The 26,685-nt window shown below is 71.4% G+C and carries 23 protein-coding genes and 1 pseudogene; 17 read left to right on the top strand and 7 right to left on the bottom strand.

The features are described 5' to 3' along the window. Positions 1–9 precede the first annotated feature (9 nt). Entirely contained in the window at positions 10–633 is a 624-nt protein-coding gene (locus tag DVK44_RS04560; RefSeq protein WP_114658442.1) for a TetR/AcrR family transcriptional regulator, read from the top strand. A 30-nt stretch (positions 634–663) separates the two neighbouring features. On the opposite strand, the gene DVK44_RS04555 is transcribed toward DVK44_RS04560, so the two are convergent. Then, positions 664–1,146, bottom strand: a complete 483-nt coding sequence (locus tag DVK44_RS04555; protein ID WP_114658441.1) for a MaoC family dehydratase — start codon at positions 1,144–1,146, stop codon at positions 664–666. Between the two features lie 131 nt (positions 1,147–1,277). Here DVK44_RS04555 and soxR point away from each other — a divergent pair. Next, positions 1,278–1,736: pseudogene (gene soxR, locus DVK44_RS04550) on the top strand (redox-sensitive transcriptional activator SoxR); the annotation flags it as partial. A 172-nt stretch (positions 1,737–1,908) separates the two neighbouring features. Here the strand turns inward: soxR and DVK44_RS04545 are convergent. Beyond that, positions 1,909–2,538, bottom strand: coding sequence for a hypothetical protein (locus tag DVK44_RS04545; RefSeq protein WP_114658440.1), 630 nt, complete (start codon positions 2,536–2,538; stop codon positions 1,909–1,911). 251 nt (positions 2,539–2,789) lie between these two features. Here DVK44_RS04545 and DVK44_RS04540 point away from each other — a divergent pair, with 251 nt between their 5' ends. Further along, positions 2,790–5,669, top strand: a complete 2,880-nt coding sequence (locus DVK44_RS04540) for a penicillin acylase family protein (protein WP_181957400.1) — start codon at positions 2,790–2,792, stop codon at positions 5,667–5,669. A 91-nt stretch (positions 5,670–5,760) separates the two neighbouring features. On the opposite strand, the gene DVK44_RS04535 is transcribed toward DVK44_RS04540, so the two are convergent. Beyond that, on the bottom strand, positions 5,761–7,074 hold the full coding sequence (locus DVK44_RS04535; RefSeq protein ID WP_181957399.1) for a helix-turn-helix transcriptional regulator: 1,314 nt from the start codon (positions 7,072–7,074) through the stop codon (positions 5,761–5,763). A gap of 155 nt (positions 7,075–7,229) precedes the next feature. Between DVK44_RS04535 and DVK44_RS04530 the strand changes: the two genes are divergently transcribed. Genes DVK44_RS04530 through DVK44_RS04520 form a run of 3 tightly spaced genes read left to right on the top strand, consistent with a single transcriptional unit; the run spans position 7,230 to position 9,915 of the window. Next, the gene (locus DVK44_RS04530; RefSeq protein WP_114658438.1) at positions 7,230–8,222 is read left to right on the top strand and encodes a Gfo/Idh/MocA family protein; all 993 of its coding nucleotides are present in this window, start codon (positions 7,230–7,232) and stop codon (positions 8,220–8,222) included. Then, positions 8,219–9,472 (top strand): DegT/DnrJ/EryC1/StrS family aminotransferase, encoded by a 1,254-nt coding sequence (locus DVK44_RS04525; RefSeq protein ID WP_114658437.1) that lies wholly within the window; start codon positions 8,219–8,221, stop codon positions 9,470–9,472. Before DVK44_RS04530 ends, DVK44_RS04525 begins: the two co-directional genes overlap by 4 nt. Next, on the top strand, positions 9,469–9,915 hold the full coding sequence (locus tag DVK44_RS04520) for an NUDIX hydrolase (protein WP_228446989.1): 447 nt from the start codon (positions 9,469–9,471) through the stop codon (positions 9,913–9,915). Before DVK44_RS04525 ends, DVK44_RS04520 begins: the two co-directional genes overlap by 4 nt. Before the next feature lie 24 nt (positions 9,916–9,939). Here DVK44_RS04520 and DVK44_RS04515 read toward each other — a convergent pair whose 3' ends face one another. Continuing rightward, positions 9,940–11,220, bottom strand: a complete 1,281-nt coding sequence (locus DVK44_RS04515; protein ID WP_114658436.1) for an exo-beta-N-acetylmuramidase NamZ family protein — start codon at positions 11,218–11,220, stop codon at positions 9,940–9,942. Between the two features lie 104 nt (positions 11,221–11,324). Here DVK44_RS04515 and DVK44_RS04510 point away from each other — a divergent pair, with 104 nt between their 5' ends. Then, entirely contained in the window at positions 11,325–12,131 is an 807-nt protein-coding gene (locus tag DVK44_RS04510; protein ID WP_408055286.1) for an SDR family NAD(P)-dependent oxidoreductase, read from the top strand. A 33-nt stretch (positions 12,132–12,164) separates the two neighbouring features. Here DVK44_RS04510 and DVK44_RS04505 read toward each other — a convergent pair whose 3' ends face one another. Beyond that, a complete protein-coding gene (locus tag DVK44_RS04505) occupies positions 12,165–12,869 on the bottom strand; it encodes a response regulator (RefSeq protein ID WP_114658434.1) in 705 nt (234 codons plus the stop codon). Next, positions 12,866–13,900 carry a sensor histidine kinase gene (locus DVK44_RS04500; RefSeq protein ID WP_114658433.1) on the bottom strand — a complete coding sequence of 345 codons (1,035 nt, stop codon included), beginning with the start codon at positions 13,898–13,900 and terminating at the stop codon, positions 12,866–12,868. The genes DVK44_RS04505 and DVK44_RS04500 overlap by 4 nt, the downstream gene beginning before the upstream one ends. Before the next feature lie 526 nt (positions 13,901–14,426). On the opposite strand from DVK44_RS04500, the gene DVK44_RS36950 reads away from it, so the two are divergent. From DVK44_RS36950 to DVK44_RS04450, 10 genes are all read left to right on the top strand, one after another. Further along, complete coding sequence (locus DVK44_RS36950; protein ID WP_162793658.1) at positions 14,427–15,458, top strand: lysylphosphatidylglycerol synthase domain-containing protein; 1,032 nt, start codon at positions 14,427–14,429, stop codon at positions 15,456–15,458. After that, on the top strand, positions 15,455–16,882 hold the full coding sequence (locus tag DVK44_RS36945) for an aspartate aminotransferase family protein (protein WP_228446988.1): 1,428 nt from the start codon (positions 15,455–15,457) through the stop codon (positions 16,880–16,882). Before DVK44_RS36950 ends, DVK44_RS36945 begins: the two co-directional genes overlap by 4 nt. Beyond that, complete coding sequence (locus DVK44_RS36940; RefSeq protein ID WP_228446987.1) at positions 16,876–17,919, top strand: NAD-dependent epimerase/dehydratase family protein; 1,044 nt, start codon at positions 16,876–16,878, stop codon at positions 17,917–17,919. Before DVK44_RS36945 ends, DVK44_RS36940 begins: the two co-directional genes overlap by 7 nt. Positions 17,920–17,932: 13 nt before the next feature. Further along, a complete protein-coding gene (locus DVK44_RS04480; protein ID WP_228446986.1) occupies positions 17,933–19,096 on the top strand; it encodes a UbiA prenyltransferase family protein in 1,164 nt (387 codons plus the stop codon). A 101-nt stretch (positions 19,097–19,197) separates the two neighbouring features. Beyond that, positions 19,198–20,280, top strand: coding sequence for a glycosyltransferase family 2 protein (locus DVK44_RS04475; protein WP_331461573.1), 1,083 nt, complete (start codon positions 19,198–19,200; stop codon positions 20,278–20,280). Next, complete coding sequence (locus DVK44_RS04470) at positions 20,277–21,482, top strand: endonuclease/exonuclease/phosphatase family protein (protein ID WP_114658431.1); 1,206 nt, start codon at positions 20,277–20,279, stop codon at positions 21,480–21,482. The genes DVK44_RS04475 and DVK44_RS04470 overlap by 4 nt, the downstream gene beginning before the upstream one ends. 171 nt (positions 21,483–21,653) lie before the next feature. Beyond that, positions 21,654–22,607: an aldo/keto reductase gene (locus DVK44_RS04465; RefSeq protein WP_114658430.1), complete on the top strand. Its 954-nt coding sequence runs from the start codon at positions 21,654–21,656 to the stop codon at positions 22,605–22,607. 159 nt (positions 22,608–22,766) lie between these two features. Further along, positions 22,767–23,882 (top strand): glycosyltransferase family 2 protein, encoded by a 1,116-nt coding sequence (locus DVK44_RS04460; protein ID WP_228446985.1) that lies wholly within the window; start codon positions 22,767–22,769, stop codon positions 23,880–23,882. Beyond that, a complete protein-coding gene (locus DVK44_RS04455) occupies positions 23,875–24,645 on the top strand; it encodes a polysaccharide deacetylase family protein (RefSeq protein ID WP_228446984.1) in 771 nt (256 codons plus the stop codon). The genes DVK44_RS04460 and DVK44_RS04455 overlap by 8 nt, the downstream gene beginning before the upstream one ends. A gap of 196 nt (positions 24,646–24,841) precedes the next feature. Beyond that, on the top strand, positions 24,842–25,435 hold the full coding sequence (locus DVK44_RS04450; protein ID WP_114664891.1) for a TetR/AcrR family transcriptional regulator: 594 nt from the start codon (positions 24,842–24,844) through the stop codon (positions 25,433–25,435). Positions 25,436–25,467: 32 nt separating this feature from the next. Here the strand turns inward: DVK44_RS04450 and DVK44_RS04445 are convergent, their stop codons facing one another. Further along, positions 25,468–26,682 (bottom strand): acyl-CoA dehydrogenase family protein, encoded by a 1,215-nt coding sequence (locus DVK44_RS04445; RefSeq protein WP_114658429.1) that lies wholly within the window; start codon positions 26,680–26,682, stop codon positions 25,468–25,470. Between the last annotated feature and the right edge of the window lie 3 nt (positions 26,683–26,685).

The raw sequence follows: 26,685 nt of genomic DNA, 5'->3' as shown, positions 1-26,685 counted from the left end.
GGGCGTGCGATGCGTACGGCGGAGCACACGGCGGACGGCGAGGACCCGCCGTGGGGTGAGGTCACCCCGGAGGCGGCCAGAAAGCTGCTGGTCGCCGCCGTCGAAGCGTTCGCCGAGCGCGGCTACCACGCCACCACCACACGCGATATCGCCGGGCGCGCCGGGATGAGCCCGGCGGCCCTCTACATCCACTTCAAGACCAAGGAAGAGCTGCTCCACCGGATCAGCCGGATCGGCCACGAGCGGGCGCTGGCGCTGCTGACCGCCGCCGCGGACGGCGAGGGCACCGCCGCCGAGCGGCTCGCCGAGGCCGTACGGTGCTTCGTCCGCTGGCACGCCGGGCGGCACGACACCGCGCGCATCGTGCAGTACGAGCTGGACGCGCTCGGCGCCGAGCACCGCGCGGAGATCGTGGAGCTGCGGCGCGGCAGCGGTGCGGCGGTGCGGCGGATCCTGCTCGACGGCGTACGGGACGGCGAGTTCGACGTACCCGATGTGCCGGGCACCACGCTCGCGGTGCTGTCCCTCTGCATCGATGTGGCGCGCTGGTTCAACGCGGCGGGCCCCCGCACCCCCGACGAGGTCGGCGCGCTCTACGCCGATCTCGTCCTGCGTATGGTCTCCGCCCGGTAGCGGGGAGGGGGGAGCGGGGGACGGCGGGCGTCAGAAGTAGTAGCGCGACACCGACTCCGCCACGCAGACCGGCTTGTCGCCGCCCTCGCGCTCGACCGTGACCCTGGCCGTGAGCTGTACGCCCCCGTCACCGGCCGCGGGGCCCGCCGCGACCTCGGTGACCTCCGTCAGGACGGCCGACGCGCGCAGCCGGGAGCCGACGGGCACGGGTGCCGGGAAACGGACCTTGTTCGTACCGTAGTTGACGCCCATCCGTACGTTCTCCACGCGCAGGAGCCGCGGCACGAACAGCGGCAGCAGCGACAGTGTCAGATAGCCGTGCGCGATCGTCGTGCCGAAGGGGCCGGTCGCCGCGCGGTCCGGGTCGACATGGATCCACTGGTGGTCCCCGGTCGCCTCGGCGAAGAGGTCGACCCGCTTCTGGTCGATCTCCAGCCACTCGCCGGGCCCGAGCTGTTCGCCGATCGCGGCGCGCAGCTCGTCCACCGATGTGAAGATCCTCGGCTCGGCCATGTCTTCGCTCCCTGCCTCTCCGGCTGATGACGCACGCTGTCCCCGATGGTGTCCAAGCGCTTGCTCAGCATGTGGGGCGCGCCCGCTCCGTGTCAACGACGTCGTACGCTCCGCTGTTCTAGTGTTCTGGAGTGCCACAGATTCCGGAGACCGTTCATGAACTCACCGTCGGCCAGCTGTCGGCGCGCAGTGGCGCCGCCGTCTCGGCCCTGCACTTCTACGAGGCCAAGGGGCTGATCAGCAGCCGCAGGACCAGCGGCAACCAGCGCCGTTACGGCCGTGACGCGCTGCGCCGGGTCGCGTTCGTACGCGCGGCGCAGCGGGTCGGTATTCCGCTCGCGACGATCCGGACCGCCCTGGCGGAACTCCCGGAGGAGCGCACCCCCAACCGGGAGGACTGGGCGCGGCTCTCCGAGGCGTGGCGCGCGGAGCTGGATGAGCGGATCCGGCAGCTCGCCCGGCTGCGGGACCATCTGACGGACTGCATCGGCTGCGGCTGTCTCTCGCTGGAGAACTGTGTGCTCTCCAACCCCGGCGATGTCTTCGGCGACCGTATGACGGGTTCGCGGCTCTTCCCGGAGCGGCCCGCCCCGAAGGCGCCGGCTGCGAAGACGGCAGCTCCGAAGGCACCGGCTCCGAAGGCACCGGCCGTGGGGGCGCCCGCCCCCAAGACGGCAGCCCCGGAGGCGCCCGCCCCCGAGGCGCCCGCCCCGAAGGTGCCGGGCGCGGAGGCGCCCGGCTCGGGGACCGCCCCCGCGGGCGTCAGGCCACCGACGCCAGCCCCATACCGGTGCCCCGGTCCCGCAGCAGGGCCCGCTTCGCCCGGGCCAGCGCCTCGCGGGTGAGTACGGGCGGCGGTACGACGATGCCGCAGCCCAGGCAGACCGGGCCCGACCACGGCGCCGAGGACAGATCGTGGCGCCAGACGATCCCGCGCTCCGCGCAGACCGGGCAGGCGGCCCCCGGGCCCGTCTCCAGTCCGGCGATCAGCCGGCGCAGCACCTCGCCGAGCGACGCGGACGGATGGACGGCCGGGTCCTCGCAGCGCGCGACACCGTTCCCGCCCCAGGTCCGCCGGTGCCAGTCGTCGAAGCTCCCGGGCCGCCGCAGCCCGTCGTGCTTCTCGCGCCGGCGGCGCTCGGCGAACTCCAGCTCGTACGCGAGCCAGACGGCCCGCGCGTCCTCCAGTTCGTCCAGCGCGGCCGTCAGCCGCGCCGGGTCGGGCGCCCTGTCCTCCGGATCGATGCTGTGCCTCGCGCACAGATGATCCCAGGTCGCCCGGTGCCCGTAAGGGGCGAATCGTTCCAGGCACTTGCGCAGTGAATACCGTCGCAAGGCCAGATCGCACCGTGGATCGCGCACCTGTCTCGCGAGACTCCGGAACCCGGCCATCGCATGCCACCTCCGTCGCTTCTTCTGCGTTGAGGAATGGACGTACGCCTGCCCCATTCGGCTCCATCAAAAAACAGATGGCACCCATGGAATCCGGCAATTCAGTTGATTTCGACCAGTTTTCGTAACGGATTCACAGGAACCGCGGCGCCGAGCCGGGTGGCGGGTTGCGAAAAGGTGACTGATGTTCACCTTACTCGCGAGTCATACCAGCGGTAACATCCGGCCACCCGCCCTTCCGAGGAGCCCCCATGCGATCACCCGTCGGACGAGCCGTCCGCGCCGGAAGAACCGTCCGTACCCGTGCCGGAGCAGTCGCCGCCACCGCCGTCGTGGGCGCGTTCGCGCTCGGCGCGGCCCTGCTGTCCCCGCAGTCCCCCGCCGCCGCCCAGTCCCCCGCGACCGTCCAGCAGGCCGCCGCCGTCGCGGCCGACCCCGTCACCGACCACTGTCAGGGCCAGTGCGCCGACATCCTGCCGCCCGGCCAGAACGGCAACGCCACCCTCGCCGACATCCTCGGCAACAAGATCTTCGGCACCTTCCCCGCCCATGCCTCCGACCAGTTGAGCCGGTACGACTCGCTGGTGGCCGGGCAGAGCGGACTCACCGACGCCAAGATCACCGACTTCTTCAACGACGCCTCCTTCGGCGTCCCCGCGAACCAGGTCGAGTCCGTCATCTCCCCGCGCCCCGATGTCACGATCACCCGTGACAAGAAGACCGGCGTCCCGCACATCCAGGGCACCACCCGCTACGGCACCGAGTTCGGCGCCGGTTACGCGGCGGGCCAGGACCGCCTCTGGATGATGGACCTCTTCCGGCACATCGGCCGCGGCGAACTCACCTCCTTCGCCGGCGGCGCGCTCGCCAACCAGGGCCTTGAGCAGCAGTTCTGGCCCGCCGCCCCGTACACGGAAGCCGAGTACGAGGCCCAGATCACCTACATACGGACCACCCACGGCGCGCGCGGCGAGCAGGCCATGGCCGACGCGCAGGCGTATGTGGACGGCATCAACGACTACCGCCAGAAGGCCAAGAACGGCCGTTACTTCCCCGGCGAGTACGTCCTCACCGGCAAGATCGACTCGATCACCAACGTCGGCGAGATCGAGCCCTTCAAGCTCACCGACCTGATCTCCATCGCGTCCGTCGTCGGCGGCCAGTTCGGCGGCGGCGGGGGCGGCGAGGTGCAGGCCGCGCTCTCGCTGCTGGCCGCGCAGCAGAAGTACGGCGTGGTCAAGGGCACCGAGGTCTGGGAGTCGTTCCGCCAGCGCAACGACCCCGAGGCCGTCCTCACCCTCCACGACGGCAGCAGCTTCCCGTACGCGGTGAAGCCGGCCAACCCGCGCGGCACGGCCCTGCCCGACGCGGGCTCCGTCACCGCCGAACCGCTCGTGTACGACCGCACCGGCTCCGCCGTCACCGCCGCCCGGGCGGCCGTCAGCGTCCCGGAGGAGCTGGAGCCGGCCCGGGGGATCTTCGACGACGGAGTCCTCCCGGAGGGCACCCTCTCCGCCAAGAAGGGGATGTCCAACGCGCTCCTCGTCTCCGGACAGCACACCGCGAGTGGCAACCCGATCGCCGTATTCGGCCCGCAAACCGGCTACTTCGCGCCACAGCTGATGATGCTCCAGGAGCTTCAGGGCCCCGGTATCTCCGCCCGCGGTGTCTCCTTCGCCGGCGTCGGCATGTATGTCCAGATGGGCCGGGGCCAGGACTACGCCTGGAGCGCCACCTCGTCCATGCAGGACATCACCGACACGTACGCCGTCGAGCTGTGCGAGCCCAGCGGCGCCGCCCCGACCAAGGCGTCCACGTCGTACCTCTACCGCTCCGTCTGCACCCCGATGGAGAAGATGGAGCGCAAGAACTCCTGGAAGCCGACCACCGCGGACTCCACGGCGGCCGGCTCGTACCGGCTCCAGGTCTGGCGCACCAAGTACGGCATGGTCACCCACCGCGCGACCGTCGGCGGCAAGCCCGTCGCGTACACCTCACTGCGGACCACCTACCGGCACGAGGCCGACTCGATCATCGGCTTCCAGATGTTCAACGACCCCTCGTACGTCAAGGACGCCGCCTCCTTCCAGCAGGCCGCCCACCACATCGGCTACGCCTTCAACTGGTTCTACGCGGACTCCCGCACCGCCGGCTACTACAACAGCGGCCTGAACCCGGTGCGCGCGGCCGACGTCGACGCGTCGCTGCCCGTCAAGGCCGAGCGGGCCTACGAGTGGCAGGGCTTCGACCCCACGGCCAACACCGCCTCGTACACCCCCTTCGCCCAGCACCCGCAGTCCATCGGGCAGGACTACTACATCTCCTGGAACAACCGGCAGGCCAAGGACTACGACGCGGCCGGCTTCGGCTACGGCGCCGTGCACCGCGGCGATCTGCTCGACGACCGGGTCAAGGCGCTGGTGGCCCGGGGCGGCGTCACCCGCGCGTCGCTCACCCGCGCGATGGCCGAGGCGGCCGTCACCGACCTGCGCGGCGAGCAGGTGCTGCCCGCCCTGCTCAAGGTGATCCGCTCGGCGCCGGTCACCGACTCGGCGCTGAACACCGTCGTCCAGCAACTGGAGACCTGGCGCACGGCCGGCTCCCAGCGCAAGGAGACCCGACAGGGCTCACGCACCTACACCCACGCCGCCGCCGTACGGATCATGGACGCGTGGTGGCCCCGGCTGGTCGAGGCGCAGTTCAAACCGGGGCTCGGGGACAGCCTCTACAACGCGCTCACGGCCTCGCTCGCGATCGACGAGTCCCCGGCGTCGAGCCACGGGCCCACGGGCGCGCACAGCGGCTCGTCCTTCCAGTACGGCTGGTGGGGCTACGTCGACAAGGACCTGCGCCAGGCCCTCGGCGACCCCGTCCAGGCCCGCACCCCGGAGACGTACTGCGGCAACGGCTCCCTGACCGCCTGCCGCGACACGCTCCTCGCCTCCCTCAAGACGGCGGCGGCCGTACCGGTCAAGGAGGTCTACCCGGGCGACGAGAGCTGCTCGGCCGGCGACCAGTGGTGCACGGACGCGATCATCCACCGCGCACTGGGAGGCATCTCCCACCCCACGGTGAACTGGCAGAACAGGCCGACGTACCAGCAGGTGGTCGAGTTCCGCTCACACCGCTGACACGCTGACATCCAGCCACCGAACGACGAACAGGCCCCGGGGCACCAGCCCCCGGGGCCTGCTCTTCGTTCGGGGATCCGGGAGCCGGCGCTCAGCCGGCCCTGAGGCGCTCCAGTAACTCGGGCACACCGTCCACCCGCTGATAGGGCTTGAAGGCCGGCGCGAGATCGCGGACCAGGGAGACGCATCGCTCGGCGCCGATACGGGCGGCGAGGTCGGGGGATTCGTTGGTGACGGCCAGGGCCTGTTCGACCTGCCGGGCCTTGAGGAGATTGCGGGCCTCGTAGGTGAGAAAGATGCCGCGTGTCTTGTCCCGGGCACGTGGCAGCAGGCTCATCCCTTCGGTGATACGGGCGAGTGCGAGGTCGGTCTGCCCGAGATCGAGCATGCATTGGCCGGAGTCGACGGCGAGGTCTGCCGGACTCATCCACGCGCACCAGCCGGGGGCCGGGTCGGAGGGAGTGGCCGACAGCTCGGCCTCGGCGGCCGTCAGGTCGCGGTAACAGCCGGAGCGTTCACCGAGTGCGGCGTGCGCGCGTGCCCGGCGAAGGAAGAGAAGCGAACGGGCGGTGGGGTGCTCGGTACGCGAGAGCGCGTCGCCGAGGAGGTTAAGGGAGATGCTGGGCTTGCCGAGCCAGTTCGACTGGTAGGCGAAATCGGACAGGACTCCGGCCCCGAAGTCCCGTGCGCCCGCGGCATGGGCGCTGTGCAGGGCGGAGGTCCACAGGCGGCCTGCGGCTGAGTGGCGACTCTGGTCGAAGCGGTGCCAGCCGCACGTGGTGGCGAGGGACGCGGCCAGGATGTGCAGGCGCTGCCCGGTCGGCTCGCTGTAGCGGCCCTCTTCGATGAGATCGGTGACGGTCGCGAGATGCGCGTCCATCAGCCGGGCGGTGTGCTGTCGCTGTTCGGTCGGCAGGGCTGTCAGCTTCGCGCTGGTGTCCTCCAGCCAGTTGATCAGTTCGCCATCCACGCGCTTGCCGTTGAGGGCCGTCGTCAGACGGTCCGGTTCGATGCGGGCCCACTGGGATGCGAGGCCGGCCAGGGAGACAGCGCTGAGGGTCATGAAGTTGCGGCGGTCCATCGCGGTTCTCTGGGCCTCTCGAAGTGCCTGAACGGTATATGCGGAGCCCAGCGGCAGGGGAATGTCATGGCCCGGCAGCCAGTCCGGCCAGCCGAAGACCTGAACGTCCTCGGCCGGGACCTCGAAGGCGGCGGCGATCCAGCCCTGGGTCTCGGTGCTGGGGTCCTTGCGCCAGTTCTCCCACTTGCTGACGGCGGCCTTGTCCGCACCGGAGCGGAGCCCCTGTTCCCGGGCCGCCCGGTCCATGCGCAGGGCGAGGTCCGACTGAGACCAACCGCGCAGGTCGCGTGCGTACGCGAGGGGGTGCCGGATCGTGTCGTCCACGGGCCCAATTCCATCATCGACAGTGACGGCAAGGCTACTGCGCGCGAGGGCGGGACCACCTCGGGACTACGGACAATGTCTGTGCGGTGACTGTTCGTTGGGCTGTACTCGACACGCATCGACAAGTCCTCACACGAAGCGGAAGGAGTCTGCTCATGAAACGTCGAGCCGCAGTCATCGGCCTCGGCCGGCAGGCGCTCGAAGACCACCTGCCCGGCCTGCTCAGCTCCGGCATGGCCGAGTTGGTCGCGATCTGTGACAGCGAACCGAATGTCCTGCGGACCGAGCAGGATGTGCTGAAGGTGCCGGGGTTCACCCGCGCAGCCGACCTGCTGGACACGGTGCGGCCGGACTTCGTGATCGTCGCCGTACCGCACCACGCGGGCCGCGCCGTGATCCAGGATTGCGCCGCCAGAGGCGTGCACGTCATGAAGGAGAAGCCGTTCGCCACGTCCCTGTCCGAGGCCCGCGACCTCGCGGCGATCTGTGCGGCGGGCCGAGTGGAGCTGATGGTCACCCTTCAGCGGCGCTTCAACCCTCTGTACACCTCAGTACCGCAGTTGCTGGACCAGATCGGTACCCCCTTCCTGATCGACGGCCAGTACACCTTCCACACCGCCGACCCCGGCGGCGGCTGGCGCGGGGACGTCAACCGGGCGGGTGGCGGGTGCATCATCGACATGGGCTACCACCTGGTGGACCTGCTGCTGTGGTACTTCGGCATGCCCACCCGGGTGCTCGCCGAACTCTCGGCCTCCGCCGTACCCGGCGGCGGCTATGACGCCGAGGACACCGCGGTCATCCAACTCGGCTATGACAACGGCCTCTACGGTTCCCTTCTGCTCTCGCGCTGGATGGCACCCAGGACCGAGAAGCTGCACGTCGTCGGTACCCGCGGCGCGGTGCTGCTGACGAAGGGCCGGGTCCAGCGCCTTGCCCTGGACGGCACGGTGGTGGAAGAGCTGTCCCGGCCGCAGGCTCCGGTGAGCGCCTCGGCCGCCCAGATCGACCACTTCTGCCGGGTCCTGGACGGCCGGCGCCCCAACATCTCCGGTCCTGACGCACACCTTGCCCACGCTGCTTTCGTCGCCTCCTGCTACGAGTCGAAGAAGGCCGGGCGCTACATCGACCCGAAGGAGATGGCGTGACCTCTCCCCTTGCGCTGCTCGGCGGTCGGCCGGCGGTAACCGCTACCGGCACGCACTTCGCGTGGCCGCCGATCGACGACACCACCCGTGCCAGGGTGGCGGCCCAGTTGGACACCGCGATCTCCCTCCCCGGCCGGTCCGGCATCGTCGCCGAACTGGAGGACGCCCTGCAGGCATACTTCGGGGTGCGGCACGCGATCACCCTCAGCTCCGGTACCGCCGCGCTGCACGCCGCCTACTGGGCCGCCCACGTCAACGCGTGGGACGAGGTGATCGTCCCGGCCTGGACCTTTCATGCCACGGCCTCTCCGCTGTTCCACCTGCGAGCCGTGCCGGTGCTCTGCGAGACCGGCCCGGACGGCAACATCGACCCGACCCGGGTGGAGGAGCTGATCACTCCCCGGACGCGGGCCGTCATGGTGACTCACCTCTGGGGCAGACCTGCCGACACGGGCGCGCTCCGGGCGATCGCCGAGACGCATGACCTGGCCCTGTTGGAGGACGGCTCCCACGCTCACGGCGCTTCCCTCGGCGGGCAGAAGACCGGGACATTCGGCCTCGCCGGGGCCTTCTCCCTCAACGGCCCCAAGCCGCTGTCCGGCGGTGAGGGCGGGTTCGTCCTGACCGACGATGACGACACGTACTACCGGGTGCTGACCTTCGCGCACTACAACAAGCGGGCCAAGTCGGAGATCCCGGCGGACCATCCGCTCGCGCGGTACGCGGTCACCGGCGCCGGACTCAAACTCCGTATCCATCCGCTTGCCGCCGCCCTCGCGCACGACCAGCTCGGCCGCCTTGACGGCTATCTCGCAGGCCGGGCCGAGATCGCCCGACACCTCGGCGATCGGTTCGCCGACATGCCCGGCCTGCATGCCGTCCCGATGCCCTGTGGGGTGATTCCGTCCTGGTACGGGTTGACGCTCATCTACCGGCCGGAGGAGCTCGGTGGGCTGGGCATCGAGAGGTTCCATCAAGCGCTCTTGGCGGAAGGCGCGACCGAGTTCGACCGGCCCGGCTCGACCTGCCCGATGAATCGGCTGTCGCTGTACCGGCAGCCCGGTCCGCTGTTCCCCGGCCATCCGCTCTCCCACCGTCGCTACGCGGAGGGGGACTTTCCACTCGCCGAGCACAGCTACCGGCACACGATCAAGCTTCCCGTCTGGCATCGTGGCGAGGATCTTCCGCTCGTCGATCAGTACGTACGAGCGGCCCGCAAGGTGACCGAGCACTACAAGGAGCTGCTGTGACCTCCCTCTTCGCCAGCGAACCCGACTTGGTCCCCGGCCTTCTGGCCGAGGCCGCGGAGGCGGGTATCGGGCAGTTCGTCGTGGGCGCGCTGATCAGTGATGAGGCCGGTCGGGTTCTGCTGTTGCGGCGGAAGCCCGACGATTTTCTCGGTGGGCTGTGGGAGCTGCCCGGTGGCGGTGTCGAGCCGGGCGAGGGGGTGGGGGAGGCGCTGAGCCGGGAGGTCGCGGAGGAGACCGGTCTCGCGCTTGCCGAGGTCACCGGTTATGCCGGGGCCTTTGACTACGCCTCAGGCAGCGGCTTGATGACTCGTCAGTTCACCTTCTCCGTAACGGTCGAGGAGCATGGACCGGTCGAACTCACCGAGCACGACGGCGCGATGTGGGCGGACCGCGGCGAGCTGCCCAACGTGAGTGATGAGACGCGGGTGCTGCTTGGGCGTTGAGGCGCCGCGCGGTGGGCGGGGTGGTCAGTGGTAGTGCAGGTACTGCTTTCTTACGGTGCGGAACGTGGTCAGGTCGTCCTGCCAGGCTCCGGCGATCTCGGCCGGGGGTGCGTCCGCGTCGATCAGGGTGCGGACGGATGTGGAGCCCGTCAGGCGGTCGATCCAGTGGTCGGCGCGCCAGGCGAAGCCGTTCCATGTCGCTTTCGCCGTCACCAGCAGGGCGATCGCGGTTTGGACGGGATCGAAGGCGTTCCGGTCGTGTACATGGAGCTGTACGCCGCCGATGGTGCGGCCCTGGAACTTCGAGAACGTCGGGGTGAAGTACGCCTCGCGGAAGCGCACGCCCGGTAGTCCCTGGGCGTTCGCCGCCTCCGCCCAGGCGCCGTCGATGCCCTCCGCGCCGAGCAGTTCGAACGGGCGGGTCGTGCCGCGGCCCTCCGACAGGTTCGTGCCCTCGAAGAGGCAGGTGCCCGCGTAGACGAGCGCGGTGTCCGGGGTGGGCATGTTGGGGCTCGGCGGCACCCAGGGCAGTCCCGTCGTGTCGAAGAGGTCGCCGCGCCGCCAGCCCGACATGGGGACGGTGTCGAGCCGTACGGGCGTCGCCAGGAACTCGCCGTTGAACAGCCGCGCCAGCTCCGTGACGGTCATCCCGTGCGCCTGGGCGATCGGCTCGCGCCCGACGAACGTGGCGAACTCCCGGTGCAGTACGGGACCGAGCGCCTGGCGCCCGCCCGTCGGGTTCGGGCGGTCGAGGACCACGAAGCGCAGACCGGCCAGCGCCGCCGCCTCCATCGCGTCGTACAGCGTCCAGATGTACGTGTAGAAGCGGGCGCCCACGTCCTGGATGTCGAAGACGACGGTGTCGACACCGGCCGCGGTGAAGATGTCCGCCAGCGCCCGCCCGCTCTTGAGATACGTGTCGTGGACCGGCAGGCCGGTCGCCGGGTCGTCGTAGCGCCCCTCGGACCCGCCCGCCTGCGCCGTACCCCGGAAGCCGTGCTCCGGGCCGAAGACGGCGACCAGGTCCACCCGGTCGTCGGCGTGCATGACATCCACGATGTGGCGTACGCCGGAGGTGACGCCGGTCGGATTGGTGAGCACACCGACCCGCTGCCCGGCCAGCGCCCGGTACCCGTCGGCGGCCAGCCGCTCGAACCCGGTCCGCACGCGCGGCGCGCCCGGGGCCTCCGCATGGGGGACCCCCGCCGGTGCGCCGAGGGCGGCGGCCGGGGCAAGTGCCCCCAGCGCGGCCCCCGTTCCCGCGACTGTGCCCGCGCTCAGCAGATCCCGTCTGGACAGACTCACTCCGCCACCTCCGTTTGCCTCGGTGATCGACGCTCCGATCGGTGCTCCGACCGGTGCTCTGCGGGTATCTTCCCCGCTCCATACCGACTGGTTAGTCTGTCCGTATGAATACGGTGCTGAATACGGTGCGCGGTGCCGGAGTGGTGGTCACGGGGGCCGGGGGCGGGATCGGCGCCGCGCTCGCGCGGCGGTTCGCCGCCGAGGGCGCCCGGGTGGTGGTCAACGACCTGAACGCGGCGAAGGCCGCGGCCGTCGCCGACGCGATAGGGGCCGTCGCGGTCCCCGGGGACGCCTCGCTGATCGTCGGGGACGCCCGCGCCGCGCTCGGCGGCGCGGTCGACATCTACTGCGCCAACGCCGGGGTCGGCTTCCCGCCCGGCCACGAGCTGCCCGGCGACGACGTCTGGTCGACCGCGTGGGACGTCAATGTGATGGCGCACGTACGGGCGAGCCGGGAGCTGATCCCCGGCTGGCTGGAGCGCGGTGCCGGCCGGTTCGTCTCCACCGTATCGGCCGCCGGACTGCTCACGATGATCGGTGAGCCCGCCTACAGCGTCACCAAGCACGGCGCGCTGGCGTACGCGGAGTGGCTCTCGCTGACCTACCGGCACCGCGGCCTCAAGGTCCACGCGATCTGCCCGCAGGGCGTACGTACGGACATGCTCGCCGCGACGGGCAGCGCCGGGGAGCTGGTCCTCGCGCGCACCGCCATCGAGCCGGAGGCCGTCGCCGACGCCCTGTTCACGGCCATGGCGGAGGACCGGTTCCTCGTCCTGCCGCACCCCGAGGCCGCCGGACTCTACCGGGCGCGCGCCGATGACCCCGAGCGCTGGCTCGACTCGATGAACAGGGTGCAGCGGAAGTGGGAGGGCGGGGAGAGCGCGGAGAGAGGGGCGAGCGGCGGCTCCTGACCGGTGCTCCGCGCGCCCCGGCCGTACGGCAGGTCACGGAGGGGCGCCGTGCAGCGGCCCGGCGTGGCCCGGTCTCCCGTCGCCGATCAGCCCGGCCGCGGTGGCCTTGCGCAGCGCGTCCACCCGGGACACCGCCCCCAGCTTCGCGTACACGTTGGTGAGATGCCGTTTGACCGTGGCCTCCGTGATGAAGAGCCGCGCCGCGATCTGGGCGTTGCTCAGGGCCTCCGCGACCAGCCGCAGCAGCACCAGCTCACGGTCCGTCAACTGAGTCTTGCGGTCGCGCGGCTTCTGCCGGTGCAACTGCCCCACCGTACGGCGGGAGACGATCAGCACCACGCTGCCGGAGGTACGGTGCGCCACCGAGCCGACGGCGGCGATCAGTTCCTCCCGGAGGATGGACTTGAGCAGATAGCCGGAGGCCCCCGCCTCCAGCAGCTCCTGCACCATGTGCGGATCGTCATGCATCGTCAGGACGAGCACCGCGGTTTCCGGAGCGATCCGGGCGACCTGCTGGATGGTCTCGGCGGGATGCGGGCCGGGCATCTCGACATCCAGGAGGAGCACATCGGGACGGAGCCGTCCCACGAGCGCCATGGCCTCGGTGCCGGTGGACGCCTCACCCACCACGGTGAATCCCGGGGCGGTGTGGAGGACTTCCTTGAGACCGTCGCGCATCAGGGTGTGATCGTCGGCGAGGCAGATACGGACCGCGGGCGGGTCCGGCGGGACACTCATCGGCGGTTCTCCCCGAGCGGGACCCGCACCGCGACCAGGGTGCCGGCGCCGGGCGCGCTGGTCCAGACGAACTGCCCGCGCAGGAGCAGGGCGCGCTCCCGCATGGAGGACAGGCCGCCGCCGGGCCGGGAGGCGTCGGCGTCGGTGCCGCAACCGTCGTCCGTCACCGTCGCGCGTATCGTCCGGTCGTTCACCTCGACGGCGATGTCCAGCTGGACGGGCGAGGCGTGGCGCACCGCGTTGCGGGCGGCCTCGCGCACGATCAGATAGACCTCCTCGCCGATGTCCGCGGGGAGCGAGGCGAGATTCCCTCTCGTACGCATCGCCACCTCCACCGACGGTTCGACATGGTCCGCCAGATAGGAGCGCAGCGCCGGCTCCAGATCGCCGGGCCCCACCGACCGGCGCAGTTCCCCGGAGAACTGCTGGAGGGTGTGCACGGCCTGACAGAGCTGGTCGATCGCCGAGTCCACCTTGTCGCGGGCCAGTACGGGGGAGGACTCCGCGTGGTATCGGTGCAGGTCGAGGCTGTGCAGGGCCAGGCCGATGCCGTGCAGCACCCGGTCGTGCAACTCCCGTGCCATACGGCGGCGTTCGTCCCGCCGCGAACTGAGGATCAGCTCGCGCGGGGAGGGCGGCTCGGTCAGGGAACCGCGGACGACGAGGGCCGTGATCCCGCGGTGGAGCAGTGCGCTGACCCGGCTGGCGGCGGCGCTGTCCGGAGGGGCCAGCTCGCGGAGGGCTATGGGCAGTACCACCTCGAAGAGTGTGGTTCCTGCCCGGAGTAACAGCGCCCAGTCCATGTCCGGTTGACTCCACTCGGCGCCACCGGCGGTGACCATGCCGAGCGGGCCGCCGGTCTCGGCGACGGCGATGACTTCGTCGAAGAGGGCGCAGGCGTGGACGGTGAGTTCATCGACGGCCTCGGGCCGGATGGCCGGCTCCAGGCCCGCGCGGCGCAGCGCTCGGCGGATCGAGGTATCGATCTCCTGATGGACGGCGGAACCGCGGTTCGGGTCGGTGTGTGCCATCAAAGCGGACAATTGACGAATCCCTCTCAGCTCGCACAAGTGTGGGAGCGCTCCCAAACTTATGCCCCGGACATCCAATTCGCCGCAGATACGGACTCTGCCGCTAAGGATTTGAGCGCAAACCGAACACAAAGCGAGCGCAAAGCGAGCGCAATTCGCCGGTCGTCAGATTAAGCCCTCCCCCTGCCTTCCGCCAGGCTCGGAGATCAACGCTCTGTAAACGGCGGGCGGCGCCCGAGTGAGGGCCGTGACGGCGGAACCGGAATGGATCAGGGGCGAATCGGTATGCCGGCCCACGCGTAGCCATGCGTACACGACGCCCTGCACCCCGGTACGCCCATGGTCGTAGCCCCGTCTTCCACCTTCGCCGACAACCCCGGCGGGATCGGCGGTCGCTACTCCCGCCCGGCCGTGGCGGGTCCGTAGCGTGCGGTCCGTGCCTCCGCCCCACCGTCCGTATCCGCCTCGCCCGTCCCGCCTGCCTCGCCCGCCGTAAAGCATCGGACCTCACATGACGGACCCCCACATGACCACGGAAAAGACGGCAGTGCCGGTTCTCGTCCCTGTTCCCGGCTCCCCCTGCACGAAGACCCCCTACAAGAAGACCCGCGTGCCGAGCGCGGTGTGGCGCCGCTCGCTGGCCGCGCTCTTCGCGGTGGCGGTGGTGGCCGGTATCTGTCTCGCCCTGCGCGGACAGGACTGGTCCGTGCTCGCCGGGCTGTTCCACGGCGGTTCGGCCGCGGCGCTGCTCGGCGCCGTTGTGATCAGCGCGGCGGGCCTGCTGTGCGGCACCCGCTCCTGGCTGCTGACGCTGTCGGCGATCGCGCTCCCCGTACCCACCGGCACCGGGATACGGATGTTCTTCGTCGGCTTCCTGGGCAAGTTCGTGCCGGGCCGGGTCTGGGGGCTGATCGCGCAGATCCGGATGGGCGAGCGGGCCGGCGCCACCAAGGCCCAGATGGCCGGGACGTACCTGGTCAACCTGGTCGTCGTCCTGCTCACGGGCGGTCTGGTCGGCATGCTGGTCGCGCCGGCGCTGCTGCCCCACGGAGTGTGGTGGCTGCTGCTGCCCCTGGTTCCGCTGGCGGTTCTCGTGGCCCGGCCCGAGCTGATCCACGGGCTGGCCGGGCTCGCCGCCCGGATCGGCCGCCGGCCGCCGCCACCGCCGTCCCCCGGCCGGCCGGGCGCCCTGCGCCGGGCCGTCGCGTACCAGACGGTCGCCTGGGTGCTGTCGGGCCTGCATGTCTGGGTGCTCGCGGTGCTGCTCGGCGCCGCGCCGCTGCCCGCGCTGACCGCCTCGGTCGGGGGGTTCGCCCTCGCCACCGTGGCCGGGACGCTCGTGGTGTTCGCACCCGATGGCGTCGGCGTCCGCGAACTGCTGCTGGTGCCCGCCCTCGCCTCCGTCCTGCCGCTGCCCGCCGCCATCGCCACCGCCCTCGGCAGCAGGGTGCTCACGCTCGTCGCCGAACTCGTCACCTCGGGCACCGCCCTGGGTGGGGTCGCGCTCCGCGACCGCCGGGTCCTTACCGCCTCCCTCCGAAAGGGGACCATCGCATGACAGAACTCCTGAGCATCGACGACGCCGAAGCCATGTCCGTCGGCCAAGTGCACGACCTGTACCGCCAGTACGTGAACAAGAGCCAGGTGTCCCTGATGACCTCCTTCGGCTTCGGCCGGGAACTGGTCGACCGGGCCGAGGGCGCGTACGTCCATACGAAGGACGGCCGCCGGATCCTGGACTTCACCGGAGGTGTCGGCGTCCTCAACCACGGCCACAACCACCCACGGATCCTCGAAGCCCGCCGACGGTTCGCCGAGAACGGGCGGATGGAGGTCCACAAGACCTACTTCTCCCCCTACCTGGCCGCGCTGTCCCACAATCTGGCCGCCGTCCTCCCGGGCGACCTGGACATGTCCTTCCTGCCCAACTCGGGCGCGGAGGCCGTCGAGGGCGCGGTGAAGCTCGCGTACAAGTACCACGGCGGCAAACGCAACAGTGTGCTCCGCAGCGACATCAGCTTCCACGGCAAGCTCCTCGGCTCGGGCAGCCTCACCGGCGGCGCGCAGAACCACTTCGCCTTTCCCGGGATCCCCGGTGTCTCCACCTTCACCTACGACGATCTGGACTCCGTACGGGCCGCCGTGGACGCGACCCGCGACAGCAAGGGCCGGGCCGATGTCTACGCCCTGCTCATCGAACCGTTCAGCGCCTCCACCATCCGGTGGTGCTCGGAGGAGTTCCTGCGCGGAGTGCGGGAGTTGTGCACGAAGGAGGACATCATCCTCATCTTCGACGAGATCTACAGCGGCTGGGGCAAGACCGGCACGATGTTCTACTTCATGCGCTACCCCGGGCTCATACCCGATGTGGTGACGACATCGAAGTCCTTCGGCGGCGGCAAGTCCTCCATCTCCGCGTACGTGGCCCGCCGGCCGGTCTTCCGCAAGGCGTACGACAATCTGCGGGACGCGCTGCTCCAGAGCACCAGCACCACCTACTACGGGTTCGGCGAGGAGTGCGCCACCGCCATCGAGGCGATCAACATCGCCGTGGAGGAGGACTTCCCGGCGCGCGCCAGGGCGATCGAGAGCGTCCTCGGCCCCGGCCTCGAACGGATCGCCAAGGAGCACTCCGACATCGTCACGGACGTACGCGGCGCCGGCGCGCTGTGGGGCGCCTTCCTGGGCAGCCCCGGCATCCTCGACCTCGTCGCCAAACTGGCCCCCGGCGGGCTGGCCAAGGACCCGCAGTTCGGTACGAAGGTGGTCACCTGCGCCGTCATCAACGCGCTGTACCAGGACCACGACATCTACGCCTACTACACACTCAACGGCAAGAACCCGCTGGTCGTCGGCCCGCCCCTGGTCGCCACCCCGGACGAGGTGGAGATCTTCCTGGAGCGCCTGGAGCGCACCCTCGCCGTCGGACTGCCCCGTCTGGTCACCCGCTTCGTCCGCGAGAAGGTGTCGTCGCTGTGGTGAGGACCGTGGTGGTGACGGGCGGCAGCGGCATGCTGGGCGGGAATCTGGTCAGGTCGCTGGCCGCGGCCGGGACCCGGGTACGCAGTCTCGATGTACGGCCGCCCGCCGAGCGGGTGCCCGGCGTGGACCATCTGACCGCGGACATACGGGACTTGGACCGCGTACGGGCCGCACTGGCCGGGGCCGACGCGGTGGTGCACACCGCGGCGGCGCTGCCCAGCTACCCGGAGGCCGAGATCCGCTCGATCATCGTCGACGGCACCCGGACAGTCCTGCGGGCCGCCGCCGACGCCGGGCTGGAACGCGCGGTGCACATCTCCTCCACGGCGGTGTACGGGCTGCCGGACACGGTCCCGACCACGGAGGACTATCCGCGCAGTCCGGTCGACGCCTACAGCAGGGCCAAGGCCGGGGCGGAGGAGGTCGCCGAGGAGTTCCGCGCCCGCGGACTGTGCGTTCCCGTCCTGCGGCCCAAGACCTTCGTGGGACCCGGCCGGATGGGGCTGTTCGCCATGCTCTTCGAATGGGCGGAGGAGGGCCGCAACTTCCCGGTCCTCGGGCGGGGGGACGTCCGTATCCAGATGTTCTCGGTCGACGATCTGGTCGACGCCGTCGCCACCACGCTCGCCGCGCCGGCGGAGGCCGCCGACGACACGTTCAATCTGGCGGCGGCCGAGTTCGGCACCCTGCGCGAGGACTTCCAGGCCGTACTGGACGCCGCCGGACACGGCAAGCGGGTGATCTCCGTACCCGCCGCGCCCGCGGTCCTGACCCTCGATCTGCTGAGCCGGCTCAGGCTCTCCCCGGTGTACGGCCGGCTGGTGCACAAGCTGCGCGCGGACTCCTACGTCAGCATCGACAAGGCGCAGAAGGTGCTCGGCTGGTCGCCCCGCCACTCCAACAGGGACGCCATTCTCCAGACCTACGCGTGGTGGCGCACCACCAGAACCACCTCCGAAGCGACCGCGTCCACGGGCCGGACCAGCCAAGAGCCGTGGAAACAGGGCGCGCTGGGCCTGGCCAAAGCCTTCTTCTGACCGGGAGACCGACGTGACGACGAGTGCCGACCAGCCCCTCGACACCAGCCCCCTCAAGACCAGCCTCGACACCAGCCCCCTCGACACCACCACCCTCGATACCAGCTCCCTCGACACCACCGCCCTCAACGCCGCTCTGCCCGACGCGCCGCCGCCCCGGCGGTTACGTGACCGGCCTCGCGACGACCTGACGGTCCATGACGTGACGGTCCACGACCGGACCGAGGACGACACCCGGACCGGCGACACCCGGCCCCGTAACACCGCTCCGCCCACGGAGCCCCCGCCCCGCCCCCGCCCCTCCCGGAGCCTGCCGCGGGCGCTGCTGTCCCTCGTACGCCCGGGGCAGCTGCCGAAGAACCTGCTGGTGGTGCCGCTCGCGCTGCTCGACGCGCAGACGGCGCCGCAGGGGCTGGCGGCCCGCACCGCCTGGGCCGTCCTGCTGTTCACCCTCGCTTCGTCCCTGGTGTACGTACTGAACGATCTCTCCGACCGGCACCGCGACCGGCTGCACCCCGACAAGCGCCACCGTCCGATCGCCTCGGGGCAGGTGAGTGTGTCCGCCGCCCTCGCCCTCGGCACCGGGCTCGCGCTGTTGCTGACGGCGGCGGCGCTGTACGGCCCCGTCACCGACTGGTGGCCGATCGCCGTCTATCTCGCCCTCAACCTCGCCTACAGCCGCGGGCTGAAGCACGTTCCCCTGCTGGACGTCTTCATCGTGGCCATCGGATTCGCCCTCCGCGTGGTCCAGGGCCATCTGGCCGGCGGTACGGCGGTCCGCGGCTGGATGCTGGTCTCGGTGTTCTCGCTCTGCCTGGTGTTCGTCCTGGGCAAACGCCGGCACGAGATGACGGCCGGGGGTGTCTCCCACCGTCCTTCCCTGCGCGGCTACTCCGTCCCGTTCCTCGACCATCTGATCGCGCTGTGCGCCGGGGTCACCGTCATCACCTTCCTGCTCAACCTGGAGGAGTCGGTCGGCGCTCCGCACACCGACCTGGCGATTCTCGGTTCGGCGCCGTTCGCGCTCTTCGCCATGGCCCGCTATCTGCAACTGCTGCATGTCGACGGCGACGGCGGCGAGCCGACCCGCATCCTGCTGCGCGACCGCGCCATGGTCGTCAACTTCCTGCTCTGGGCGCTGCTGCTCGGCGGCACCCTGCTCGCCGCCCGCTACTGACCAGCCCGCCCGCTCCTGGCCCACCCGCTACGAGCCCCTCCGCCACCAGTCCGCCCGCCACCGGTCCGCCCACGACCGGTCACCCTCTCAGGAGGATCACTGTGCCCCGACCTCTCGTGTCGGTCGTCATCCCCAACTACAACTACCGGAACTCCATAGGGCTCTGTGTCGACGCGGCGCTGCGCCAGACGTACGCCCCGCTCGAAGTGATCGTGGTCGACGACCACAGCACCGACGACTCCCTGAAGATCGCCCGCAGCCGGGATGTGACCGTCCTCCAGACCCCCGGCAACAGCGGCGTCGCCGTCGCCCGCAACACCGGCGCGGCGGCGGCGCGCGGCGAGATCCTGTTCTTCGTCGACTCCGATGTGGCGCTGCGCCCGGACGCGGTGGAGAAGGCGGTCGAGGAGCTGCTCGCCAATCCGGGGTACGGCGCGGTCTGCGGCATCTACGAGGACCAGCCGCTGATCCGGGACAGCGTCGTCGAGGAGTGCCGGGTGCTGCAGGCGTACTGCTGGCGGATGGACTCGCTCGGTACGGTCAGCTTCCTCTTCTCCTCGCTCACCGCGATCCCGCGCAAGGTCTTCCAGGAGATCGGCCCGTTCAACCCGCGGCTGCGGCAGACCGAGGAGGTCGAGTACGGCGAACGGATGTCCGCGCGCTACGAGATCATGGTCACCCCTCATGTCCTGGGCCGCCATGACGACGACGACAAGCTGTCGGCCCTGCTGCGCAAGCTGTTCCGGCGGGCCCGGCTGAGGGTCCCGCTGTTCGCCCGGCGCCGGCGCTTCGCCAAGGGGTTCGAGACCGCGTCCCGGTCCATGGCCGCGGTGGCGGCCCTCGGCGCGGTGGCCGCCCTGCCGCTCGCCCTGCTCGGCCCGTGGTGGCTCCTGGCGCCGGTGGCCCTGGCCGGGCTCTCGGTCGCCGGGGATCTGCCGATGTACCGCTATGTCCTCAAGCGCCGGGGCGCGCGCTTTCTCGCGGTCTTCACCTCGGTGGCCTTCGCCACCAACGTCGCCATCTCGTCGGGCATCGCGGTGGGCGCCGTCTACTGGCTGTTGTCCGGCCGGTTCCGCCGGCTGTACGAGACCCAGTGGCTGACCGCTGGGGAGGAGACCGCCCGGGAGGAGATCTCCGGCGCGCCGGGGGAGCCGACCGTACGGAATCCCGGGATGACGGCATGAGCGTGCCTGTGCCCGTGCCCGTGGACGAGGTGCGGGCGGCCGGGGGAGCCGGCGAGCCCCGCGCGCCGGTGCCTCCCCGGCCACCGGCGGCCGGGGAGGCGGCCGGACGGACGGCCGGCCGGGCGGCGGGCCGGATGACCCGGACGCTCGCCGTGGCCGTCGCGCTGTGGACGGTGTTCCTGGTGGCGTTCCTGCTCCTCACCGGCGAGCACTGGTGGTGGCGGCCGGTGGAGCTGCTGCCTCCCCTGACGTTCCTGGTGGTGCCGCTGCTCCTGCTGGCGCTCACCCCGGCGGCGCGCGGGGCCAGGGGCCGGCTGTCCGTCGCCGCGCTCTGCGCTCTGCTGCTCGGTCTGCCCCTGGCGGGACTGAACGCGCACGCGCTGCCGGGCCTCGGCGGTACGACGGCCGCACCGCCGGGGGCGCCTCGGGTGTTCTCGTGGAACACCGAGTACTGGGACGACAGCGACGACCCCGAGGAGTTCTACGCGTATCTGAAGGCGCAGCGGGCCGATGTCTATCTGCTTCAGGAGCATGTCTCCTGGGACCTGGCGCGACACCGGCCGGTCCGGGTGGACCATGTGGCCGAACTCCGCGCCCGTTTCCCGGGGTTCCATGTTGTGGCGGTCGGCGAGGTGCTGACGATGTCCCGGTATCCGATCGAGGAGTGGCGCGCGCTGGACAGCTGGCCGTACCTGTCCGATCCCGGTATCGGGAAGCCGCCCGACGGAGGGTTCCCGGAGTACTACCGGTACAAGGTGCTCCGCACCGATCTGCGGGTCGACGGGCGGGTGATGACGTTCTACAACATCCATGTCCCGGTACAGCTCGATGTCTCGATGGATCCCTTCTCGGCGCGGTTCCCTGAGTTCATGCGGGCCCAGGAGGTCCGGCGCCAGGCCCACTACCGGGCGCTGGAGCGGGATCTGGCGGAGAACCGGCTGCCCGTGGTGGTGGCGGGCGACATGAACGGCACCTCGGCCATGGGTGAGGTGCGCCGGCTCGGCGGCCGGCTGAAGGACGCGCTGCCCGCGAGCGGCCTGCTGTACCCGGGGACCTGGCCGGCGAGCGGACCGGCGCTGTGGCGGCTCGACTGGGCGTTCACCAGCGAATCGGTCACGGTCCACGAGTACCGGACGGTGGACAGCCGGGGCATGTCCGACCACCGGGCCCAGGCGCTCGTCCTGTCGGTCCCCGGCGGCTGACCGGGGCGTGGCACAAAGGTCGTACGCCCCGCTCGCCGAAACTCCCACATCGCCGGGTACGCGTTCCGGCCTGTCCACGGCCCCCTCTACGGTGTGGTCAACACCCCTTTAAAACAAGTGGGTTGAGCGGAAACACACTCCCGCGCACCCCACCGGAATCCCGGAGGAAAGATGCGACAGCGATCCATGGGCCAGGACACCGGTATCCCCGTCAGCACGGTGTGTCTGGGGGCCATGCCCTTCGGCACCACGGTCGACGAGGAGACATCGTTCGCGATCCTGGACCGGTTCGTGGAGGCGGGCGGAACCACCATCGACACCGCCAACTGCTACTCGTTCTGGGTGCCCGGCGGCAGCGGCGGCGAGAGCGAGGCCGTGCTGGGCCGCTGGCTGAAGGACCGGGGCGGCCGGGACGGACTGACCCTCGCCTCCAAGGTCGGCTCGGGCCCCGGGCCGGACGGGCAGGCCGAAGGGCTCGCGCCGGCCGTGATCCAGGAGCAGCTGGAGGGGACCCTGCGCCGACTGGGCACCGACCATGTGGACCTCTACTACGCGCACCGCGAGGACCGGACCACCCCCGACGAGGAGACCCTCGCCGCCTTCCACCGGACCGTGACCGACGGAAAGGCCCGGTCGCTGGGCGCCAGCAACCACCCCGCCTGGCGGCTCGCCGAGACCCGCTCGCTCGCCGAGCGGCGCGGCTGGACCCCGTACGCGGCCGTGCAGCAGCGCTACTCGTATCTGCGGCCCCGGCCGGGGACCACCCTGCCCGAGGGCGGCCATGTCCACGCGACCGACGATCTGCTGGACTACGTGGGCACCCACCGGCTCACCTTCTTCGCGTACACCTCGCTGCTCTGGGGCGCCTACAACCGCCCGGAGGAGTCCCTTCCCGAGTACTACGCGCACCCCGGCACCGAGCGCCGGCTGCGCGCGCTCGCCAAGGTCGCCGCCGAGCTGGGCGTCACCCCGGTCCAGGTGGTCCTGGCCTGGCTGACCGGCGGCGAGCCCGCCGTGGTGCCGATCGTCGGGGTCAGCTCGGTGGCCCAGCTCGACGAGTGCCTCGTGGGCGCGGAGCTGGAGCTGCCGGCGGAGCTGCGCCGGATCCTCGACGAGGCCGTCTGATCCCGTCCCGCCCCGACGCGTGACCGGGGCCGCCCCGGTGACGCATGTCCGCCCGGCGATCCGGCCGGGCGGACACACCGCCCCGTCTGTCTCTTTTCCCCCCGCCCGTTCGCCCGTCCGTCCGACCGCGACCCCGGTCCCCGTCCCGAAGGTGTCACCGTGACCGCGTCCTCCGTGCCCGCCGCCGACCGTCCCCGCTCCCCGGCGCGGGTCTCCGTCGTCATCCCCAACTACAACTACGCCGCGACGCTGGAGCTGTGCCTCGCCTCCCTGGCCGCGCAGACCCTTCCGGCGTTCGAAGTGATCGTCTCGGACGACGCCAGCACCGACAACTCCGTGGAGGTGGCCGGCCGCTTCGACTGCCGGGTGTTACGGGCCGAACGCAACGGCGGCGTCTCCATGGCGCGCAACGCCGGAGCGGCCGCCGCCCGCGGCGACATCCTGTTCTTCCTCGACTCGGACCAGGCGCTCGCCCCCGACGCGCTGGAGAACGCGGTCGACCTGCTGTCGGCGGACCCGCGGCTCGGCTGTGTGCACGGCATCATCGCCGCCGAACCCCTCGTGGACGACGGCCCGGTGGAGTGGTACCGCACCCTGCACGCACACCACTGGCGGCTCAAGGGTGTCGGCCCGACCCCCACGGCGTACTTCGCCGCGGCGGCCATGCCCCGCGCCGTCTTCGAGGAGGTGGGCCCGTTCGAGCCCGCGCTGCGGGACAGCGAGGACGTGGAGTACAGCGAACGCCTGGCCGCGCGCCACGGCATCCTCCTCACCGACCGGATCGTCGCGGCCCACGACGAGGAGCACCGGCTCGGCCGGATGCTCCGCGAACAGTTCCGCCGCGCCCAGTACCTGCTTCCGTTCGCCGCCGCGCACCGCCGGCGCCCCGGTGCGCTGCGGGCCAACAGCGAACTCGGCGTGGCCGCGGCGCTCCTCACCGCCGTCACCGCGCCCGTGGCCCTCTTCGTTCCCGCGCTGGCGCCGATCCCGGTGCTCGGGGTGGCCGCGTTCGCCGCCGCGGACCCGGCGCTCCTCGGGTTCGTCCGCCGTAAGCGGGGGATCGGTTTCGTACCGCTCTTCGTCGGCCTCCATCTGCTGGTCAACGTACAGATCGCGCTGGGCGCGGCGACCGGCTGGGTGCGCAGCCGTTTCGACCGCGACTTCGGTACGCCGGCCGGCCGGGCGCCCCGCCCCACGACCGCCGCGGGCTCCTCGACCGCCACCGGCTCCTCCCCGTCGGCCGGTCCGCGCGGCACCGGAGCCCGCGGTGTCTGATCCCGTACGCGCCCACCTCGCCCAGGCGGCCTGGAGCCTTGTACGCCGGGCTGAGGTCTGGCGCGGCGCCGGGCGGGCCGGGGGCCCCGGGCGTACGGGCCGGCGCCCGCTGCTGGCCCACGGACCGCTGTACGGGGTCCCGGCGGCCGGCGGGCGGGGCCCGGACGCGTCTCCCCGCCGGGACGCGTCTCCCCGCCCGGACGCGCCTTCCCGTCCGGTGGCCCTGACCGTGGACGACGGCCCGGACCCCCGCTGGACCCCGCTCCTGCTCGACGTGCTCGACGCCCACCGCGTACGGGCGACGTTCTTCGTGGTGGGCGAACGCGCGGCCCGGCATCCGGAGCTGCTGCGGAGGATCCTCGCGGCGGGACACACGCTCGGGAACCACACGTACAGCCACCCGCAGCCCTTCGCCGCCCTGCCGCCCGCACGGATCCACGAGGAGATCCGCCGTACCCAGCGCGTGGTCACCGACGCGACCGGGGTCACCCCGGCCCTCTTCCGCGCCCCGGCCGGCGGCTGGTCCCGTACCGTGCTCGGCGCGGCGCGCGAACAGGGACTCACGCCCGTCGACTGGAGCGTGGACCCCAAGGACTGGCGCGCCCCGCCGGCGGCCCGTATCGCGCGGACCGTGCTGCGCGCGCGCCCCGGTGACATCGTGCTCTGCCACGACGGCGGCGGCGACCGGTCGGGGACGGTGGCCGCGCTCGACACGGCCCTCGGCCAACTCCGGCGCAGGGGAACCGTGTTCGCCGTACTGTGACCGCCGGCGGTGCCGGTCGCTCCCGCCGGGGCGGCCGGCACCGCGCCACGGCCGCGCGAGGCCGGGACACTGCCCGAGCCGCCCGGGACCACGAGTGGGAAGATCCTGGGACGGGAACGGTGTTCCCCAGCCGTGGGTGCCCCAAGGGGGAGCGCCGGACACGGCGGCGCACGGACCGGAAAGGCGGGTGGCCGACATGGCCAGGACTACGGACGGGGACGGTACCCCCGTACCCCGGCGGCTGCTGGCCGCCGCCACCCGGCTCTTCGCCGAACGTGGCTACGACCGCACCTCGGTCCAGGAGATCGTGGAGGCGGCGGGGGTCACCAAAGGCGCGCTCTACCACTACTTCGGCTCCAAGGAGGATCTCCTCCAGGAGGTCTACGCCCGCGTCCTGAGGCTCCAGCAGGAGCGTCTGGACGCCTTCGCGGACGCGGACGAGCCCGTGGCCGACCGGCTGCGCGCGGCGGCGGCCGATGTCGTCGTGACGACCATCGACAACCTGGACGACGCCGCGATCTTCTTCCGCTCCATGCACCATCTGAGCCCGGAGAAGAACCAGAGCGTACGGACCGAGCGCCGCCGCTACCACGAGCGCTTCCGCGCCCTGGTGGAGGAGGGCCAGCGCACCGGCGTCTTCTCCACGGCGACCCCCGCCGATCTGGTGGTGGACTACCACTTCGGCTCCGTCCACCACCTCTCCACCTGGTACCGCCCCGACGGCCCGCTCACCCCGCAGCAGGTCGCCGACCACCTCGCGGACCTGCTGCTGCGGGCGCTGCGCCCGTAGCGCCGGGGTACCTCTAGGATCAGACGTACTCCTCAGACGTACTTCTTCAGCTCCCGGCGCGCCAGCGAGCGCTGGTGCACCTCGTCCGGCCCGTCCGCGAGGCGCAACGTACGGGCGGCGGCCCAGAGTTCGGCCAGCGGGAAGTCCTGGCTGACCCCGCCCGCGCCGTGCAGCTGGACCGCCGAGTCGATGATCCCGGCCACCGCGCGCGGTGTCGCGATCTTGATGGCCTGGATCTCGGTGTGCGCGCCGCGATTGCCGACGGTGTCCATCAGCCAGGCCGTCTTGAGGACCAGCAGCCGCAGCTGTTCGACCGTCACCCGGGCATCCGCGATCCAGTTCTGTACGACGCCCTGCTGGGCGATCGGCCTGCCGAACGCCGTACGGGACACGGCGCGCCGGCACATCAGCTCGATGGCCCGCTCCGCCATGCCGATCAGCCGCATGCAGTGGTGGATCCGGCCGGGCCCCAGCCGCGCCTGGGCGATGGCGAAGCCGCCGCCCTCCTCGCCGACGAGATGGCCGGCGGGGACCCGTACGTCGTCGAAGATCACCTCGGCGTGGCCGCCGTGGGCGTGGTCCTCGTAGCCGTACACCCGCATCGCGCGGCGGACCGTCACCCCGGGGGTGTCGCGCGGGACCAGGACCATCGACTGCTGGCGGCGCGGGTCCGTACCGTCCGGGTCGGTCTTGCCCATCACGATGAAGACCGCGCAGTCCGGGTTCATGGCCCCGGAGATGTACCACTTGCGGCCGCTGATGACGTAGTCGTCGCCGTCGCGCCGGATCAGCGTCCGGATGTTCGTCGCGTCCGACGACGCCACCTCGGGCTCGGTCATGGCGAACGCCGACCGGATCTCGCCCGCCAGCAGCGGCTCCAGCCACTGCTTGCGCTGCTCCTCAGAGCCGAACTGGGCGAGCACCTCCATGTTCCCGGTGTCCGGCGCCGCGCAGTTCAGCGCGGTCGGCGCCAGGTGCGGGGAGCGGCCGGTGATCTCGGCGAGGGGCGCGTACTGGAGGTTGGTCAGCCCGGCGCCGTACTCCGCGTCGGGCAGGAAGAGGTTCCACAGGCCCCGGCGGCGCGCCTCGGCCTTCAGCTCCGGCACGATCGCGGGCGTGCCCCAGGGGTCGGCCAGCGCCTGGCGCTGCTCGTGGGCGACCGGCTCGGCCGGGTACACGTGCTCGTCCATGAAGGCGAGCAGCCGGTCTCGCAGCTCTTCGGTACGGGCGTCGAATGCGAAGTCCATGGG

This window comes from Streptomyces paludis (genome assembly GCF_003344965.1).
Lineage (GTDB): Bacteria > Actinomycetota > Actinomycetes > Streptomycetales > Streptomycetaceae > Streptomyces > Streptomyces paludis.
This window is presented reverse-complemented; position numbering and strand designations above follow the sequence as displayed.

Bases quoted from the DNA above. Each gene is read 5' to 3' on its own strand.
- DVK44_RS04560 (WP_114658442.1), top strand. From the start codon at position 10: ATGCGTACGGCGGAGCACACGGCGGACGGCGAGGACCCGCCGTGGGGT.
- DVK44_RS04555 (WP_114658441.1), bottom strand. From the start codon at position 1,146: ATGGCCGAGCCGAGGATCTTCACATCGGTGGACGAGCTGCGCGCCGCG.
- DVK44_RS04545 (WP_114658440.1), bottom strand. From the start codon at position 2,538: ATGGCCGGGTTCCGGAGTCTCGCGAGACAGGTGCGCGATCCACGGTGC.
- DVK44_RS04540 (WP_181957400.1), top strand. From the start codon at position 2,790: ATGCGATCACCCGTCGGACGAGCCGTCCGCGCCGGAAGAACCGTCCGT.
- DVK44_RS04530 (WP_114658438.1), top strand. From the start codon at position 7,230: ATGAAACGTCGAGCCGCAGTCATCGGCCTCGGCCGGCAGGCGCTCGAA.
- DVK44_RS04510 (WP_408055286.1), top strand. From the start codon at position 11,325: ATGAATACGGTGCTGAATACGGTGCGCGGTGCCGGAGTGGTGGTCACG.
- DVK44_RS04505 (WP_114658434.1), bottom strand. From the start codon at position 12,869: ATGAGTGTCCCGCCGGACCCGCCCGCGGTCCGTATCTGCCTCGCCGAC.
- DVK44_RS04500 (WP_114658433.1), bottom strand. From the start codon at position 13,900: ATGGCACACACCGACCCGAACCGCGGTTCCGCCGTCCATCAGGAGATC.
- DVK44_RS36950 (WP_162793658.1), top strand. From the start codon at position 14,427: ATGACCACGGAAAAGACGGCAGTGCCGGTTCTCGTCCCTGTTCCCGGC.
- DVK44_RS36945 (WP_228446988.1), top strand. From the start codon at position 15,455: ATGACAGAACTCCTGAGCATCGACGACGCCGAAGCCATGTCCGTCGGC.
- DVK44_RS04470 (WP_114658431.1), top strand. From the start codon at position 20,277: ATGAGCGTGCCTGTGCCCGTGCCCGTGGACGAGGTGCGGGCGGCCGGG.
- DVK44_RS04465 (WP_114658430.1), top strand. From the start codon at position 21,654: ATGCGACAGCGATCCATGGGCCAGGACACCGGTATCCCCGTCAGCACG.
- DVK44_RS04450 (WP_114664891.1), top strand. From the start codon at position 24,842: ATGGCCAGGACTACGGACGGGGACGGTACCCCCGTACCCCGGCGGCTG.
- DVK44_RS04445 (WP_114658429.1), bottom strand. From the start codon at position 26,682: ATGGACTTCGCATTCGACGCCCGTACCGAAGAGCTGCGAGACCGGCTG.